Raw genomic sequence first — 15,685 nt, forward strand, 5'->3', positions numbered from 1 at the left:
GGTTGAAGTGTTGCACCGGTCAACAGGCCGGAATCGGGGCCATCACGATGCGAAAGGGCAGTCTGATTGACTTTGACGTAAAAGTCAAACTTTTGCCGGATGTCAACTGACCCGGAACCACCAGGTCGCAAGCCCGAGAAAGGCGAGAAAACCGGTGACATCGGTGACTGTCGTGACGAAAACGGCCGAGGATACAGCGGGATCGGCGCCGAAACGGTCAAGCAGCAACGGGATCATGATGCCCGCGAGCGCTGCAGCGATCATGTTGATCAGCATAGCGGCGGCGATGATACCGCCGATATTGTAGTCCTGAAACCAGGCGCCGGCGACGATGCCGATCAGAACGCCGAACAGCATGCCATTGAAAAGCCCCACCCCCGCCTCGCGGCGCACGACGCGCCAGGCATTGTGAATATCGAGGTCGCGGGTGGCGAGCGCGCGCACCGTGACCGTCATGGTCTGCGAACCCGCATTGCCGCCCATGCCGGCGACAATCGGCATCAGCACGGCCAGCGCGACGATCTGCTGGATCGTCGCTTCGAACAGGCCGATCACCGAGGCGGCCAGAAAGGCGGTGAACAGATTGACCATCAGCCATGGAACGCGCGAGCGCGACGTGCTGACGATCGAATCGGACAGTTCCTCGTCGCCGACGCCGCCAAGGCGCATCAAGTCTTCTTCGGCTTCTTCCTGGATGACGTCGACCACGTCGTCGATGGTCAGCACGCCGACCAGGCGGTTGTTCTCATCGACCACAGCGGCCGACAGAAGGTCGTACTGCTCGAAAAGCTGAGCTGCCTCCTCCTGGTCCATCTCGGCCGGCACCGGATGGTTGGTCTCGCGCATGATGGTCTCGATCTTGACGGAGCGCTTGGTGCGCAGCACGCGGTCGAGATCAAGCGCGCCGAGCAGCTTGAAGGTCGGGTCGATAACGAAGATCTGGGTAAAGCTTTCTGGAAGATTTTCGTCTTCGCGCATGTAGTCGATGGTCTGGCCGACCGTCCAGAATGGCGGCACCGCGACGAATTCCGTTTGCATGCGGCGTCCGGCCGTGCTTTCGGGATAATCGAGCGACCGCCTCAGCCGCACCCGTTCGGTAAAGGGCAGCTTCGACAGGATTTCTTCTTGGTCCTCCTGGTCGAGGTCTTCCAGAATGTAGACGGCGTCGTCGGAATCCATTTCGCCAAGGGCTGCGGCGATCTGCTCGTTGGGCAGATGCTCGACGATATCGAGACGGATGGCCTCGTCCACCTCGGTCAGGGCCGACAGGTCGAAATCGTCGCCGAGCAGCGACACCAGCGCCCGGCGCTGGTCCTGCTGGATTGCCTCGAGCAGGTCGCCCATTTCCGATGCATGCAGCCGCGCAACGTGCTGGCGCAGATAGAGAAGATCGCGGTCGGCAATGGCAGCACCGACATGCATCAGATAGTCGGAGCGCACCGAGCCATCTTCGGCGTAGATATCCGAGCCGTCATAAACATCGGCTTCGGGGGGATTGCGGTCTTTGTCCTGCTCGCCGGTACTGCTCATCTGCCCGCCCTCAAAAGAATTGCAGCCATCCAAGACGCCGGCAGGGCCGGACGGGAGCAGGAAGGCAATGTCTCAGACTGGTGACTGTGGCGCGCTTGAAAAGCGAACCGCACTGTCCTGCTAACCCAACAAACGGATGAGGTCCACCACCCTATGGGCCGCCAATCCGATCGTACCCGCGTTTTTGCGCAAGCTGTTGCAAAATCATGTGAAATGTTTAGCTCTGAGCGAGCAAATACGATGGAGCCAGCCCTTGTCCAGACGACCGATCCTGCGTTTTCCCGATCCGCAGCTCGCCCTGCCCGCCGCAGCGGTGGTGGAATTCGACGACGCGCTGGCGGCTCTTGCGGCAGATCTTCTCGACACGATGCGGGCCGCGCCCGGTATCGGCATCACGGCGCCGCATATCGGCGTGCTGCAGCGCCTGACAGTCACTGAGCTCGACGCTCAATCCGGCGTGAAAACCTACGTCAATCCGAAAATCATCTGGTCGTCCACTGAGACGATCTCGCATGCGGAAGGCAGCGTCTCCATGCCCGGTATCAGCGAAGACGTGACGCGTCCAAACAGCGTGCGGGTGCGCTATCAGACCTTGGCTGGCGACGTGAAGGAAGAGGAAGCCTCAGGCCTCCTGTCCATCTGCCTCCAGCACGAGATCGATCAACTCGACGGCATTTTCTGGGTTCAAAGATTGTCGCGGCTGAAGCGAGAGCGGGCGGTCAAACGCTTTGCAAAGCAGGAGAAAGCACAAGGATAAGCTGGAGAAAACAACAATTTATCCGGTCTGAAGAAACAAAAAAACCCGCTCGAAGCGGGTTTCTTGTTTGGCCCGAGAGCCAAATGGTGCGGTCGAGAAGACTCGAACTTCCACGGGTTGCCCCACAGCGACCTCAACGCTGCGCGTCTACCAATTCCGCCACGACCGCATCGTGGTAGATGCCGAATTGCTCCGGCGGGGCTGCATGTAGCAAAAGCATTTGGGGTGCACAAGGGCAGGATGACAGAAAGTTGACGGCGGGATCAACTATTTCAACAGGCTGGTTGGCGCGTGCCTGAGAATGCTGGACTCTTGGCCTTTGACGTACCATTTAGAAAAGTAAATCAACGGGATTGCTTCGACCATGCAGCGCGAAAATCTGGAGAAAACCTTCTTTGCAGCCGAAGGCTGTCCGCCGGTGCGGTGGAGAATCGCGCCCTCCCCGGTCGATTATGCAGACGCAGTCGAAACGATGGAGCGCGCGGCCGCAGCCATTGCCGCCGGCGAAGCCGACGAACTGGTCTGGCTGGTCGAACACCCGCCGCTCTATACCGCCGGCACCAGCGCTGATGCCGCCGATCTCGTGATGCCCGGCCGTTTTCCGGTGTTTCAGACCGGACGCGGCGGCGAATATACCTATCATGGCCCAGGGCAGCGCGTGGTTTACGTCATGCTTGACCTGAAGCGGCGCAAGCAGGATGTCCGCGCCTTTGTCGCAGCGATCGAGAGCCTGGTCATCGAGACGCTTGCCAGCATGAATGTCAGGGGTGAGCGGCGCGAGGACCGGGTCGGCGTCTGGGTGCGGCGTCCCGACCGGCCGAGCCTGCCGGACGGTTCGATGGCGGAAGACAAGATCGCCGCGATCGGCATCCGCCTGCGCCGGTGGGTGAGCTTTCACGGCATGTCGCTGAATGTCGATCCAGAACTGGACCATTTCGACGGTATCGTACCGTGCGGCATTCGTGGCTATGGCGTCACCAGCCTGGTCGATCTCGGCCTGCCGGTGATGATGACCGATGTCGACATCAAGCTTCGCCAGGCCTTCGAGACTATTTTCGGCCCGGCGGTCAATGATCTCGGCTGTCAGCCCTGCGACCAGGAAAACAACCGGTCCGTCGCATAGACGACGGCGTAGCCGTGCAGCGCCACGGCGGAGTAGAGCCCCAGGCCGCTGAGGATCCGCTGGCTGCCTGTCATCTCGTCCAGGCGGTGGCGCGGCTTGACGCCGGTGCTGCCCATCATGCTCAACAGGGCAAATACGGCAAGCCCCGCCAGAAGGGCCGGCGCCGACAGGCCGACCCGCCAGCCGACAGCGGCAATGATCAGGGTGATGAGGAAGCTTCCCACCATCCGCCCGCTGCGGGAGCGGAAAACCTGGCGCAGGACCTGGCCGCCATCGAACCGGTTCATCGGCAACAGATTGAGCAGGTTGAATGCCCCGAGGATCAGCAGGAAGATCAGCACCGCCGTTCCCGAGCCGAACGTGCCATGGCCGGCAGCCTTGTGCAGGATGATGGCGGCGGGGATGAGGAACGCCGACAGGCCCGCCCCCATCAGCGCGCAGGTGGCAACCTCGAAGAGCGAATTATAGGGCCGGCCGCCAATGGCGATGCCGCCTAACAGTGGCACGAAGATCATCCGCACCTTCCGGTGGCCGAAAGCGCGATAGGCAGCCAGATGCCCCAATTCGTGCAGCACGATGACCAACGTCAAAAGCGTCGATAACACCAGTCCGCCACGGGTAAGACCAAAGAACGGCCACAAGAGCAGCGTCGATAAGACCGCCAATCCGCATTGGACCAGCGGATGCTCGAAGACGGCGCGCGCCGGTTTGCTCTCGCCGGTGTCGAGCCATTGCTGCAGGGATTTCATCTCGCGCCGCAGGGAAAAGAAGCGGAAGATCAGAAAGGCCAGGCCACGATAGCGGTCGGTCTGCTCGATCGTCAGGTGCATCACATCTCCGTCCCCGACAAGACGGCGGCGCTCGGAAAAATCCGTCCAGAAGGCGGCGTCGAGGGCGCTGTCCTCCAGCACGCGTGCGGTGTATTCGGTACCGGAGAGCGATTGCGTGATCTGCAACGTGCGGACGATCGGTTCGCCGTGCCGGTCGAGATGGGTATAGGTCTGCTGCACCCGGTCGGGTGCGTCTGCAAAGCTTTGGCTGGTCAAAACCGAATGGTGCCAGTCTGCCGACAGGCCCAGCGGAAAGATGGCGTTCCAGATCTTGTCCCGGCTGGCATGAAACGTCCGGCTGACCCGTATGGTCCGCACACCCACGGGAAAAGCGAGAAGAAGCCAGAGAAGCCCGACATTAATGACAAGAAGCGCGATCGCCGGTGCATGCGTGGCCATAGGCGCCCTTCCCTTGATCGCCAGCCGGACGGCGGGCGATGGAGCGTGAAAAATCGTACGGGAGGCTGCTGCGGATCGCCATAGGGATTACCGCCTCTTGCGACGCGATAATCCCTGGAGAAAAGACTCAGCCGATGCGAAACGGCGATTGAACCGAGCATCAGCCGTGTCTTCCCGGCGATGGAACATGCCGGACAAGAAATACGACGGTCATCCATCGCTTCCTCTCCCGTTTCATCATGAAACTGAAGTGAACCTAGACGGCTTCAGTTGCCAATCCGGAAAGAATGTTTGTTAGCAGAGGCTTGATGGATTCACTCCAATTTGAGCATTAATCCGGCCCGGCGTTCGCGCCAGATCATGAACAGGCCCGAGCCGATGATGATGGCGATGCCCAGCCATTTCGACAGTGTCGGGAATTCACTGAAAATCAGGAATCCCAGCACCGTGCCGGTGATGATCTCCAGATAATGGAACGGCGCCAGAAGCGATACCGGCGCCGCCTGAAACGCTTTGACCACCATCAGATGGCCGTAGCCGGAGATGGTGCCGAGCGCGATGACCAGAACCCAGCCCAGCGTGGAATGCGGCAGTGACGGAATAAAATCCACCGAGCCTGCGGTATAGCCGACGGCGATGGCGGCAACCATGAACAGCGAGCCGCCGATGCCGGCAATGGTCTGCATCGTCAGGGGTGTATCGGCATTTCCAACCACACTGTTGAGCAGCAGATAGCAGGCAAACAGGAAGGCGCAGAAGACCGGCAACAGGGATTTGAGCCCAAAAATCTCGAAACTCGGCTGGATGACGATCATGGCGCCGCCGAACCCGACGAAGATGGCGAGCCAGCGCCGCCAGCCGACCTTTTCGTGCAGGATCAGGGCCGAAAGGCAGGTGAGGATAAAGGGCTCGACGAAATAGATGGCGAAGACGTCCGCAAGCGGCATGTATTTGACCGAGATGAAAAACAGCAAGGCGGCGGCGGCGAGGAGCACGCCGCGCAACAGGTTGAACCAGAGCCGCTGGGGTTTGAGCGCGCGCAGGCCACCGGTCGATAGAAGCACCGGCAGCACGGAAACCAGCTGGAAGAAGAACCGGTAAAAGGTCACCTGCGCCGGCGACATGCCCTGATAGACCGCCATGTATTTGGCGATCGCGTCCATGCAGGGCAGGATGATCATCGCCCCCAGCATGATGGCAAGTCCCTGCATAACAGTATGCGTGGGTGCTACGGCACTCGGCGAAGATGGGGTCACGGGAGATATCCGATTGTGGGCGCCGTCCGGAAAAGGACGCGCACAGAAGACGCTTTTGGCGGTATTTTTGACGTGGAAGGGTGTCCAATTTCGCAGCAGGTTCTATAAATTGCAACAGTGAAGTCTTCGACCGCAATCGCGGCCGCCCCGGAACTCGACCCACCCAAGCCCCAAAGGCAAAAAGGAGAGACCGATGCGTCTATCGACGGAAACCGCCCTGGCAATGTTGCGCAGGCCAAGCGACAACGACACGTTGGGGGGCCGCATCTGGCGGGCGCGCGATGCGATGAACCTCTCGGTCAAGGACCTTGCCAACCAGCTCGGCGTTCGCGGCGATACGATTTCGGCCTGGGAGCGCGACCGCTCCGAGCCGCGCACCAACCGGTTGTTCATGCTGGCCGGCGTGCTGGGGGTCACACCGGCCTGGCTGATCGCCGGGATCGGCGAAGCGCCGAAGGACGAACTGTCCAATACCGTCTCCGGACAGTTGCGCGATCAGCTGGCGCAAGTGAAGAAACTGCACGAGCAGACGGGAAAGGCGATCTCCGCTCTTGAGATGGAGATCAACCGCGTCCTACAGGACATGTAGGATTTAAACATCGATTCTCAGCCGATTCCGGCTTGAGCGCCACCGGCCACTCTGCAATTGTGGCGCAAATTCAGACGAGGGAGAACAACAATGGACGTACGCGCCGCCGTTGCCGTGCAGGCAGGCAAGCCACTCGAAATCATGACGGTCCAGCTCGACGGCCCGCGCGCCGGCGAAGTGCTGGTCGAAGTCAAGGCGACAGGCATCTGCCATACCGACGAATTCACGCTGTCGGGCGCCGACCCGGAAGGCCTGTTTCCGGCCATTCTCGGCCATGAGGGTGCCGGTATCGTCGTCGATGTCGGCCCGGGCGTCACCTCGCTGAAGAAAGGCGATCACGTCATTCCGCTCTACACGCCGGAATGCCGCGAATGTTATTCCTGCCTGTCGCGCAAGACCAACCTGTGCACCTCGATCCGCTCCACCCAGGGACAGGGCCTGATGCCGGATGGCACCAGCCGCTTTTCCATCGGCAAGGACAAGATCTTCCACTATATGGGCTGCTCGACCTTCGCCAATTTCACGGTTCTGCCCGAGATCGCGCTCGCCAAGGTCAATCCGGACGCGCCGTTCGACAAGATCTGCTATATCGGCTGCGGCGTCACCACCGGCATCGGCGCCGTCATCAACACGGCCAAGGTCGAGGTCGGCTCGACGGCGATCGTCTTCGGTCTCGGCGGCATTGGCCTCAACGTCCTGCAGGGCCTGCGCCTTGCCGGTGCCGACATGATCATCGGCGTCGATATCAACAACGACCGCAAGGCCTGGGGCGAGAAATTCGGTATGACGCATTTCGTCAATCCGAAGGAAGTCGGCGACGATATCGTTCCCTATCTCGTCAACCTGACCAAGCGTAACGGCGACACGATCGGCGGTGCCGACTACACGTTCGACTGCACCGGCAATACCAAGGTGATGCGCCAGGCGCTGGAAAGTTCGCATCGCGGCTGGGGCAAGTCGGTCATCATCGGCGTTGCAGGTGCAGGCCAGGAAATCTCCACGCGTCCGTTCCAGCTGGTCACCGGCCGCAACTGGATGGGCACCGCCTTTGGCGGCGCGCGCGGCCGCACCGATGTGCCGAAGATCGTCGAATGGTACATGGAAGGCAAGATCCAGATCGACCCGATGATCACCCACACGATGCCGCTTCAGGATATCAACAAGGGTTTTGACCTGATGCATGCGGGCGAAAGCATCCGCAGCGTGGTGATCTACTAACGGCAAACAGCAACCACGATTTTTGGATCGTTTCGGTCACAAAATTGGGCGCCGCGTCTTTTGAAGGCGCGGCGCTTGGCTTTCCAAGGTCTGTCCGTCCAGGAATTGTTTGCAGCGCCATATGGTTCTGGATTTCGAACGGCCGGACCGCTATGCGTTCGAAGACAGAAACCAGAGCTGGTTTCGCAGACGAAAGCGTGAGGGCGGAATGAACAGGCGCAGTTTTGGCATTGCCGGTCTCTTGCTGGCCGCCGCCCTTTCCATCCCTGCCCTTTCCAGACCGGCGCTCGCCGATCCCGTTGGGACCTATGATGTCACCGGCATCAATCCCGATGATGGCGGCGAATATCAGGGAACCGTCGCCGTCCGCCGAACCGGCGAAACCTATTCGGTGGAATGGACCATTGCCGGGATGAGCTCGACCGGCGTCGGCATCGGCGGCAGGCGGGGGAATACGGCAACCACGGGTGTTGCCTCGGTGGATGATGATATGATCACCATCGGCTACGGTAACGGCAGCGGTTTTGGAATTTCGCAATATGATCTGCAGCCGGATGGTTCCTGGAAAGGGCATTGGGCATACGGAGATGGCGAGACGATTTCGACGGAAACCTGGATCCCCACCGGTCGCTCCCGGTCGCTGGAACGGCCGAAAGCACCGGCCGGCGAGGCGATGAAGCCGATGAGCAGCCCGGCCGCCCGGCCATGACACGCAATAGCACGAATGAAGCGGTACGAGCAGCCATGTCAGATATAACCCAGCCGGACACCATCCAGCCAGCCAGCACCATCTATGTCGATGCCGACGCCTGCCCGGTCAAGCCGGAGATCCTGAAGGTGGCCGAGCGCCATGAACTGCCGGTGGTGCTGGTCGCCAATTCCGGCCTTAGGCCCTCGCGTGACCTGATGGTGCGCAATGTGATCGTGTCCGCCGGTTTTGACGCCGCCGATGATTGGATCGCCGAGCGGGCACGCGACGGCGACATCGTGATTACCGCCGATGTGCCGCTCGCCGGGCGCTGCGTTGCCGCCGGGGCGCAGGTGACGGGACCGACGGGCCGCATCTTCGACAAGGCCAATATCGGCATGGCGACGGCCATGCGGGATCTCGGCGCGCATTTGCGCGAGACCGGCGAAAGCAAGGGCTACAATGCCGCCTTCTCGCCGCGCGACCGCTCGGCCTTTCTCGAAACGCTCGACCGGCTTTGCCGCCGCGTCAAACAACGCTGATAGCAGATCGGGATCCCTCATGAGCATGCCGGAGACAAAGATCACGCATCGCCGCCACACGCCATTCTACGCCGGCGGCATCTGTGCTGCGGTGACATTTGCGGTCTGCCTGTTTGCGATACCCGCTTTGGCGGTCAATCTGGCCGCAGTGGTCTTCTTCCTCGTCTATCTCGTGATGATCGGCGCCCGTATGCACAGGCTGACCGGCGCCTACCTGAAACATCACGCGGCCCGTAACGACGAACCGGCCATCATCATCTTTGCTGTGACGCTGGCAACGGCGGCGCTCTCGCTCGTCTCGCTGTTCATGGCGCTCAATGCCGGGGCCAAGGAGACGGCGCTGGAACTCGTTCTGGCATTTTCGTCGGTGACGCTGGGCTGGCTGACGATCCATACGATGGCGGCGATGCACTATGCCCACACTTACTGGAGCCTGCAGGCGGCCGAGAGCGACGAACGCGGCCTGGATTTTCCAAGCACTCAAGAACCCGGAGGCTACGATTTCCTTTACTTCGCCTTCGTCATCGGCATGACGGCGCAGACCTCGGATATCGCCATCACCACGACCGCCATGCGCAAGATCAATCTGCTGCATGCCGTTGTCTCGTTCTTTTTCAACACCGTGCTGGTGGCGGCCGCAGTCAATGCGGCGGTGTCGCTGGCCTAAAGCGCGCGTCGCGCAAAACCGTGACGCAATGGGCGCAAACCGCGCCGGTGCGTTTCAGCTTCAAGGGAGCACAGCTTGAAAGTCCTTTCGCAAAACACCGCCTTTGGCGGCATGCAGGGCGTTTTTTCGCATGATTCACAATCCTGCGGGGTCGAGATGACCTTTGCGGTCTTCATTCCGCCCCAGGCGATCACCACGCCCTGCCCGGTCGTCTGGTATCTCTCCGGCCTGACCTGCACTCATGCTAATGTCATGGAAAAAGGCGAATACCGCCGGATGGCGGCGGAACTCGGCCTGATTATCGTTTGCCCCGACACCAGCCCGCGCGGCAGCGATGTGCCTGACGAACTGACCAATTGGCAGATGGGCAAGGGCGCCGGCTTCTATCTCGATGCGACGGAAGCGCCCTGGGCCGAAAACTACCAGATGTACACCTACATCACCGACGAACTGCCGGCCTTCGTTGCCCAGCACTTCCGCGTCGATATGGCCCGCCAGGGCATTTTCGGCCATTCGATGGGCGGCCACGGTGCCATGACCATCGCGCTGAAGAACTCCGGCCGGTTCAAGAGCTGCTCGGCCTTCGCGCCGATCGTCGAGCCATCGACAGCCGACTGGTCGATCGGCGCCTTCGAGAAATATCTTGGCGAGGACAAGGCGAACTGGCGTCAATACGACGCGTGCGCCCTGGTGAAGGATGGCGCGCGCTTCCCGGAATTCCTGATCGATCAGGGCAAGGCCGACAACTTCCTGGAAAACGGCCTGCGGCCATGGCTGTTCGAGGAGGCCATCAAAGACACCGGCATCGGGCTCACTTTGCGCCTGCACGAACGCTACGACCATTCCTACTATTTCATCTCGTCCTTCATGGACGACCACCTGAAATGGCATGCTGAACGTCTAGGTTGAATATAATATTGACAAACGCGGCTTCCGTATCGAATTTAAATCTCGAAACCGGAGCCGCGAAGTGTCTGAAAATCAAAAAGAGCGACGCAAAAGACAGCAGGACGTCTGGCAAGATTTTCTGACATGGACAACGCAACATGCTGACTCCCGATGGGTGTATCGGGGACATCCGGATGTCAGTTATAAGCTCCAGCCAAGCATTGGCAGGAAAAGCAAATACCGGCTGATAGACGAAACTGCTTTGCTCGAGATATTTGCGCGCCGCGCAACAGAATTTTTCGGGCATCAGGAACTGAACCGCTGGGACTTGATTGCGCTGGCGCAGCATCACGGAATGCCGACACGATTGCTCGACTGGACATCCAACCCTCTGGTCGCCGCCTATTTCGCGACGACCTCTGCGCCGCTTGATCGCGATGCAACTGTTATAGCCACCCGGGTATCATCGGATCACATCATCGATACCGGCTATCACAGAGAACCGCTCGCAATTTCGCAGACGGGTTTCCTGCTTCCACGCTCCATTACCGTTCGGATCGTGTCTCAAAGCGGAATATTCAGCTGTCATCATCAGCCGGACAGTCCGTGGCTTCCCAGCGGTCAGATAAGCTTCGATATTCCACGGGATGTGCGCAGCTTCTTTCAAAGACGGCTGTTTGCCTTCGGAATTGACCATCAGCGAATTATGGGCGGGCTGGACGGATTATGTGCTAGATTGAGTTGGCAATATGCTGCTGGCGTAGGATTGGGTGCGGTCAGATAATGAACAGTTCAGCAAATAGGGTAACGCCAGATATATTTGAACTCAACAAGTTCGAAAATCCTGAGCGAAAGGCGGAAGTCATAAAGGCTGTCGGCCAGTATGATTTTGCGAGCGATCCCAATTGGAGCGAATTGGACGGCTTGTCCGAACGGACTGAATTTGATGGCTTGGAAGCAGTTCCGGAAGGAACGTTTGAGTCAGGCGACGGGAAATTTCAGGTCGTCGCAACAGTCTACGTGAAGCTCAATTATGGCGACGGCGCCGATTCTCTGTCATCCAGCGAGTCTTTTCCAGCATATGTTAACGGACATTTTGACCAGGAAACTGTGAAAATCGACTCAGTGGATGTCGATACGTCCTCGTTCTTTGAATAGGCGAACCCGCCTTAAGACGCCGACTGAAACCGTGGCCGTGTGGCGGGTTCCACGATGCGGATGCTGGATTCGCAGTGGCCGTGATGACCTTCCATATCGACGACCAGATGCCAGTGACCGGATTGCGGGATGGTGAGCCGGATCGGTGATTTGCGCGCCACGCCGCCGACGAACTGGTGTTTCAGCGTTTCCGTATAGAGCTGGAAATTGTTCGGCGTCATCAGCCGGACATTGGCGACCGCCGACAGGGTGATCTCGACGGTCACGCCTGCGCGCTGCTGCTTGAGATCGTAATGGGTGAAGCTGAACTTCTGTTTTGTCATTGCATGTCCGCTTGAAACAGCCTGGCCAGAGACGGGCATGTTAGAATTTGCGTGTTAAAAGTTGGTTTTCCGGCGAACAGCCAGAGATACGGGCGCCGTTTCAGCTGTACCAGAATGGGCGGCCATCTTTTCCGTGCCGCCGGTTTCGGCTAAGGCATTGTTCATGACACATATCTTGCTCGTTGCCGCCGGTGGCGCCGTTGGTTCGGTTCTGCGTTATCTCGTCGGGCTGTGGACGCTGCGCAGCTTCGGCCCGGCATTTCCGTGGGGCACGCTGACCGTCAACATTACTGGATCCTTTCTGATCGGCGTCCTTGCCGAGACGATCGCCCGCAAATTCGGCGCGTCCGTGGAGATGCGGGTGTTCCTGATCACCGGCATTCTCGGCGGCTACACGACCTTTTCCGCCTTCTCGCTTGACGCGATGACGCTCCTGGAACGCGGCGAACCGGTCACGGCCTTGATTTATGTGGCTTCCAGCGTGCTTCTTTCGGCTCTCGCGGTGTTTGCCGGGCTGGCCCTTATGCGCGCAATGGTCTAAAGGGACCTCTCAGAGCGCCATGCGTCCGATCGGGACCGGCCTGCTCTGTCATATCAGTTTGCGCACGGATTTCCGGTCGGCACCATTGCCGGGGCGCTATGGCAATTGGATGCAGGTAGAATAAAATGGCGGGTATTGAACACAAGCAGGTCGAATCCGACGAGGCGGGCATGCGGCTCGATCGCTGGTTCAAGGTCCATTATCCGGGCCTGGGCTTTGGTCCGCTGCAAAAACTGCTGCGCTCCGGCCAGGTGCGTGTCGATGGCGGCCGGGTCAAATCGGACATGCGCGTCCAGCCCGGTCAGGTCGTGCGCATTCCGCCGATGGAAGTGGACCCGAAGACACGCACAGGCCCGATCGCCGGCCGCGACCTTCGTCATGCCTCCGACCACGAACTCCTGTCGCGCATGCTCCTGCATGAAGACGCCAAGGTGATCGTTCTCAACAAGCCGCCGGGGATCGCCGTTCAGGGCGGCTCGGGCATCAACCGCCATATCGACGACATGCTGGACGCCTGGACGAGCCCCAGGGGCGAAAAGCCACGCCTGGTGCACCGGCTCGACCGCGACACATCCGGTGTTCTGGTCATTGCCCGCACCCGCGGTGCCGCTCAAAAGCTGACGGCTGCGTTTCGCGAGCGCGATACCAAGAAAACCTATTGGGCGCTGGTCAAGGGCGTGCCGCGCAAGCGCGAAGACAAGATCTCGACCTGGCTGGTCAAGGAACAGACGCCGGACGGCGACCGCATGCGCATCGCCAAGCATGGCGAGGACGGCGCCGATCATGCGGTCTCCTACTACCGGACCATCGAAACAGCAGGCCAGAACCTGACCTGGCTGGAGATGGAGCCCTACACGGGCCGCACCCACCAGCTACGCGTCCATGCCGCCCATATCGGCCACCCGATCATCGGCGACCCGAAATATTTCGGCGCCGAGTTCAATTGGGCCTTCCCAGGCGGCGTACAAAACAAGCTGCATCTGCATGCCCGGCGTATCGATGTGCCGCATCCCGATGGCGGGCGCCTGATCGTGACCGCGCCGATGCCGCAGCATATGGTGCAGAGCTGGAACCTGATCGGCTTCGACATGGCCAGTGCCGAGGAAGCCGACGACTGATGAAACTTGCTCTCTTCGATTGCGACGGAACCCTGGTTGATAGCGCCGGGCTCATCCACGAGGTCATGGCCCGCACCTTTGCGGATTTCGGCCTGGAACGTGTTTCGCTGGATGCCACCAAGAGCATTATCGGCCTGACTCTGGATATCGCCATTGCCCGGCTGATGCACCAGCCGCATGTCGATGATCGCGCCCTGGCGATGACCGCGCATTACAAGAAAATCTATGGCGGCGTGCGCGAGGAGATGAATTTTCGCGAGCCGCTGTTTGACGGCATCGCGCCCTTGCTCGCCGACTTGATGCGCCGTGACGAACTGCTTCTGGGTGCCGTTACGGGAAAGTCGCGCCGCGGACTTGATCAAATCTGCGCAAGCCACGGTTATGAAAAGACATTCTTCGTTTCACGCACGGCCGACGACTGCCCCTCCAAGCCGCATCCGGCCATGGTGACGGAATGCTGCAGCGAGGCCGGTGTTGACGCTGAGGATACCGTCGTTATCGGTGATGCGATCTACGATATGCAGATGGCCAAGAGTGCCGGCGCATCCGCCATCGGCGTTGCCTGGGGCTATGCGAGTGTTCCCGAGCTGATCGAGGCCGGCGCCGATTTCATTGCCCGCACCCCGCATGACATTCTGGAATGGATGGAGACACATCATGCCTGATATCCGCGACGACCTGCATGGCGCCTTGAGCGACCCGGATCCCGTGCGCCGCGCGCAGATCCAGATGCACAAGCCGCTGCCGAAGCGTTTCTACAAGACCGTCAGCATCGGGCCCGCGGAAGACGGCGGCCACGCCATTCTTCTTGACGGGCGCCCGGTGAGGACGCCGGCCAAACGCCATCTGACGGTGCCGACGCCGGCTGCAGCCAGCCTGCTGGCTGCCGAATGGGATGCCCAGAAGGACGAGATCGACCCGGCGACCATGCCGATCACCCGGCTTGCCAATACGGCGATCGATGGTGTTTCAAAGGATATCCGCGCCGTCTTCGATGACATCCTCAACTTTGCCGGAACCGATCTTCTCTGTTACCGCGCCGGCGAACCCGAAGGTTTGGCCGCCCGCCAGTCCGAACAATGGGACCCGGTGATCACCTGGGCTGCGGAAGCGCTGGGTGCACGGTTCATCCTGATCGAAGGCATCGTGCATCAGGTGCAGCCGCGTGCCGCCATCAACGGTGTTGCCGAGGCGTTGCGGGCCTATGCCACGCCGCTTGGTCTGGCCTGCCTGCACACTATCACCACGCTGACCGGCTCCGCCCTCCTCGCAATCGCCTTTGCCGAAAAACGGCTCTCGGCTCAGGAAGCCTGGGTACTCGCTCATATCGACGAGGACTGGCAGATCGAGCATTGGGGCACCGATGACGAAGCTTTCCAGCGGCGGGAAAACCGCTGGCGGGACATGCAGGCGGCAACATCGACGCTCGACGCGCTGCGCTGATTTCAAAGCCAAACGGCGTATACAGAAACACCCCCGCGCAGCGCCCTGCACGGGGGTGTTTTCAATTCGGCATTTGAATTTTCAGGCGGTCAGTTTCAGCCCGGCAATACCGGTGATGATCAACGCAATGCAGCCGAGACGCATCGCGGTTGCGGGCTCGGCAAACAGCACGATGCCCAGAATGACGGTGCCAACCGTGCCGATACCGGTCCAGACGGCATAGGCCGTGCCAAGCGGCAAGGTGCGCACAGCGATGCCCAGCAGCACGATGCTGGCGACCATTGCGGTTCCGGTCAACAGCGTCGGTACGAGCTTGGTGAAGCCTTCGGTATATTTCAGGCCGATGGCCCAGCCGATTTCGAGAATGCCTGCGAGGAAAAGGATAATCCAGGCCATAGTGTACTCCATCTTAAGGAGCGAGGCCGTCCTCGCGGATGTTCGGGTGTCGATCCGATCCCGTGCAGCCGTCTGCATAGGCACCTTATGCCATCCGGATTTGGCGGTGGCAAGAGCCCGGCGCGCATGGCAGCCATTCGCCGCGCGGACATATGACCGCTCGATAGAATTGCAGCTCTGTCGCGGTTTGCGCTTGTGCGGATGACGGCGAACAGGGAA

Annotated in this window: 19 protein-coding genes and 1 tRNA gene; 14 read left to right on the forward strand and 6 right to left on the reverse strand. The window is 60.2% G+C overall.

Annotated features, from left to right (window positions below):
* Positions 1–102 precede the first annotated feature (102 nt).
* Complete coding sequence (gene mgtE / locus ASD32_RS12500; RefSeq protein ID WP_060638366.1) at positions 103–1,530, reverse strand: magnesium transporter; 1,428 nt, start codon at positions 1,528–1,530, stop codon at positions 103–105.
* 253 nt (positions 1,531–1,783) lie between these two features.
* Between mgtE and ASD32_RS12505 the strand changes: the two genes are divergently transcribed.
* Positions 1,784–2,287, forward strand: a complete 504-nt coding sequence (locus ASD32_RS12505; RefSeq protein WP_060638367.1) for a peptide deformylase — start codon at positions 1,784–1,786, stop codon at positions 2,285–2,287.
* A gap of 84 nt (positions 2,288–2,371) precedes the next feature.
* Here ASD32_RS12505 and ASD32_RS12510 read toward each other — a convergent pair.
* Positions 2,372–2,456: transfer RNA gene (locus ASD32_RS12510), tRNA-Leu, on the reverse strand.
* Between the two features lie 195 nt (positions 2,457–2,651).
* Here ASD32_RS12510 and lipB point away from each other — a divergent pair.
* A complete protein-coding gene (lipB, locus tag ASD32_RS12515; RefSeq protein WP_060638368.1) occupies positions 2,652–3,410 on the forward strand; it encodes a lipoyl(octanoyl) transferase LipB in 759 nt (252 codons plus the stop codon).
* On the opposite strand, the gene ASD32_RS12520 is transcribed toward lipB, so the two are convergent.
* Positions 3,371–4,639: a hypothetical protein gene (locus ASD32_RS12520; protein ID WP_060638369.1), complete on the reverse strand. Its 1,269-nt coding sequence runs from the start codon at positions 4,637–4,639 to the stop codon at positions 3,371–3,373. The genes lipB and ASD32_RS12520 overlap by 40 nt on opposite strands.
* A 314-nt stretch (positions 4,640–4,953) precedes the next feature.
* Complete coding sequence (locus ASD32_RS12525; RefSeq protein ID WP_060638370.1) at positions 4,954–5,850, reverse strand: DMT family transporter; 897 nt, start codon at positions 5,848–5,850, stop codon at positions 4,954–4,956.
* A 238-nt stretch (positions 5,851–6,088) separates the two neighbouring features.
* On the opposite strand from ASD32_RS12525, the gene ASD32_RS12530 reads away from it, so the two are divergent.
* The 8 genes from ASD32_RS12530 to ASD32_RS12565 all read left to right on the forward strand — a co-directional run bounded on the left by ASD32_RS12530 (position 6,089) and on the right by ASD32_RS12565 (position 11,645).
* Positions 6,089–6,484, forward strand: coding sequence for a helix-turn-helix domain-containing protein (locus ASD32_RS12530; RefSeq protein WP_060638371.1), 396 nt, complete (start codon positions 6,089–6,091; stop codon positions 6,482–6,484).
* 90 nt (positions 6,485–6,574) lie between these two features.
* Positions 6,575–7,702, forward strand: coding sequence for an S-(hydroxymethyl)glutathione dehydrogenase/class III alcohol dehydrogenase (locus tag ASD32_RS12535; RefSeq protein ID WP_060638372.1), 1,128 nt, complete (start codon positions 6,575–6,577; stop codon positions 7,700–7,702).
* Between the two features lie 109 nt (positions 7,703–7,811).
* Complete coding sequence (locus ASD32_RS12540) at positions 7,812–8,411, forward strand: hypothetical protein (RefSeq protein WP_156383159.1); 600 nt, start codon at positions 7,812–7,814, stop codon at positions 8,409–8,411.
* 35 nt (positions 8,412–8,446) lie between these two features.
* Positions 8,447–8,932, forward strand: coding sequence for a YaiI/YqxD family protein (locus tag ASD32_RS12545; protein ID WP_060638374.1), 486 nt, complete (start codon positions 8,447–8,449; stop codon positions 8,930–8,932).
* A gap of 19 nt (positions 8,933–8,951) precedes the next feature.
* Positions 8,952–9,599 carry a DUF1345 domain-containing protein gene (locus ASD32_RS12550; RefSeq protein ID WP_060638375.1) on the forward strand — a complete coding sequence of 216 codons (648 nt, stop codon included), beginning with the start codon at positions 8,952–8,954 and terminating at the stop codon, positions 9,597–9,599.
* A 75-nt stretch (positions 9,600–9,674) separates the two neighbouring features.
* Complete coding sequence (fghA, locus tag ASD32_RS12555) at positions 9,675–10,508, forward strand: S-formylglutathione hydrolase (RefSeq protein ID WP_060638376.1); 834 nt, start codon at positions 9,675–9,677, stop codon at positions 10,506–10,508.
* A gap of 61 nt (positions 10,509–10,569) precedes the next feature.
* Positions 10,570–11,271: an FRG domain-containing protein gene (locus ASD32_RS12560; RefSeq protein WP_060638377.1), complete on the forward strand. Its 702-nt coding sequence runs from the start codon at positions 10,570–10,572 to the stop codon at positions 11,269–11,271.
* Positions 11,271–11,645 carry a hypothetical protein gene (locus tag ASD32_RS12565; RefSeq protein ID WP_060638378.1) on the forward strand — a complete coding sequence of 125 codons (375 nt, stop codon included), beginning with the start codon at positions 11,271–11,273 and terminating at the stop codon, positions 11,643–11,645. The genes ASD32_RS12560 and ASD32_RS12565 overlap by 1 nt, the downstream gene beginning before the upstream one ends.
* An 11-nt stretch (positions 11,646–11,656) precedes the next feature.
* Here the strand turns inward: ASD32_RS12565 and ASD32_RS12570 are convergent, their stop codons facing one another.
* Positions 11,657–11,968, reverse strand: coding sequence for a DUF1883 domain-containing protein (locus ASD32_RS12570; protein WP_060638415.1), 312 nt, complete (start codon positions 11,966–11,968; stop codon positions 11,657–11,659).
* Between the two features lie 163 nt (positions 11,969–12,131).
* On the opposite strand from ASD32_RS12570, the gene crcB reads away from it, so the two are divergent.
* The 4 genes from crcB to ASD32_RS12590 all read left to right on the forward strand — a co-directional run bounded on the left by crcB (position 12,132) and on the right by ASD32_RS12590 (position 15,070).
* Complete coding sequence (crcB, locus tag ASD32_RS12575) at positions 12,132–12,509, forward strand: fluoride efflux transporter CrcB (protein WP_060638379.1); 378 nt, start codon at positions 12,132–12,134, stop codon at positions 12,507–12,509.
* Between the two features lie 125 nt (positions 12,510–12,634).
* Positions 12,635–13,627: an RluA family pseudouridine synthase gene (locus ASD32_RS12580; RefSeq protein ID WP_060638380.1), complete on the forward strand. Its 993-nt coding sequence runs from the start codon at positions 12,635–12,637 to the stop codon at positions 13,625–13,627.
* Positions 13,627–14,292 (forward strand): HAD-IA family hydrolase, encoded by a 666-nt coding sequence (locus ASD32_RS12585; protein WP_060638381.1) that lies wholly within the window; start codon positions 13,627–13,629, stop codon positions 14,290–14,292. The genes ASD32_RS12580 and ASD32_RS12585 overlap by 1 nt, the downstream gene beginning before the upstream one ends.
* A complete protein-coding gene (locus ASD32_RS12590; protein WP_060638382.1) occupies positions 14,285–15,070 on the forward strand; it encodes an ATP12 family chaperone protein in 786 nt (261 codons plus the stop codon). The genes ASD32_RS12585 and ASD32_RS12590 overlap by 8 nt, the downstream gene beginning before the upstream one ends.
* Positions 15,071–15,151: 81 nt before the next feature.
* Here ASD32_RS12590 and sugE read toward each other — a convergent pair whose 3' ends face one another.
* Entirely contained in the window at positions 15,152–15,466 is a 315-nt protein-coding gene (gene sugE / locus ASD32_RS12595; RefSeq protein ID WP_060638383.1) for a quaternary ammonium compound efflux SMR transporter SugE, read from the reverse strand.
* Positions 15,467–15,685 lie beyond the last annotated feature (219 nt).

The sequence above is a fragment of the Rhizobium sp. Root483D2 genome, assembly GCF_001426685.1.
Taxonomy (GTDB): domain Bacteria; phylum Pseudomonadota; class Alphaproteobacteria; order Rhizobiales; family Rhizobiaceae; genus Pararhizobium; species Pararhizobium qamdonense.

Coding starts and splice junctions, on each gene's coding strand:
- mgtE (WP_060638366.1), bottom strand. CDS start 1,530: ATGAGCAGTACCGGCGAGCAGGACAAAGACCGCAATCCCCCCGAAGCC.
- lipB (WP_060638368.1), top strand. CDS start 2,652: ATGCAGCGCGAAAATCTGGAGAAAACCTTCTTTGCAGCCGAAGGCTGT.
- ASD32_RS12520 (WP_060638369.1), bottom strand. CDS start 4,639: ATGGCCACGCATGCACCGGCGATCGCGCTTCTTGTCATTAATGTCGGG.
- ASD32_RS12525 (WP_060638370.1), bottom strand. CDS start 5,850: ATGCAGGGACTTGCCATCATGCTGGGGGCGATGATCATCCTGCCCTGC.
- ASD32_RS12530 (WP_060638371.1), top strand. CDS start 6,089: ATGCGTCTATCGACGGAAACCGCCCTGGCAATGTTGCGCAGGCCAAGC.
- ASD32_RS12535 (WP_060638372.1), top strand. CDS start 6,575: ATGGACGTACGCGCCGCCGTTGCCGTGCAGGCAGGCAAGCCACTCGAA.
- ASD32_RS12545 (WP_060638374.1), top strand. CDS start 8,447: ATGTCAGATATAACCCAGCCGGACACCATCCAGCCAGCCAGCACCATC.
- ASD32_RS12550 (WP_060638375.1), top strand. CDS start 8,952: ATGAGCATGCCGGAGACAAAGATCACGCATCGCCGCCACACGCCATTC.
- ASD32_RS12565 (WP_060638378.1), top strand. CDS start 11,271: ATGAACAGTTCAGCAAATAGGGTAACGCCAGATATATTTGAACTCAAC.
- ASD32_RS12570 (WP_060638415.1), bottom strand. CDS start 11,968: ATGACAAAACAGAAGTTCAGCTTCACCCATTACGATCTCAAGCAGCAG.
- crcB (WP_060638379.1), top strand. CDS start 12,132: ATGACACATATCTTGCTCGTTGCCGCCGGTGGCGCCGTTGGTTCGGTT.
- ASD32_RS12580 (WP_060638380.1), top strand. CDS start 12,635: ATGGCGGGTATTGAACACAAGCAGGTCGAATCCGACGAGGCGGGCATG.
- ASD32_RS12585 (WP_060638381.1), top strand. CDS start 13,627: ATGAAACTTGCTCTCTTCGATTGCGACGGAACCCTGGTTGATAGCGCC.
- ASD32_RS12590 (WP_060638382.1), top strand. CDS start 14,285: ATGCCTGATATCCGCGACGACCTGCATGGCGCCTTGAGCGACCCGGAT.
- sugE (WP_060638383.1), bottom strand. CDS start 15,466: ATGGCCTGGATTATCCTTTTCCTCGCAGGCATTCTCGAAATCGGCTGG.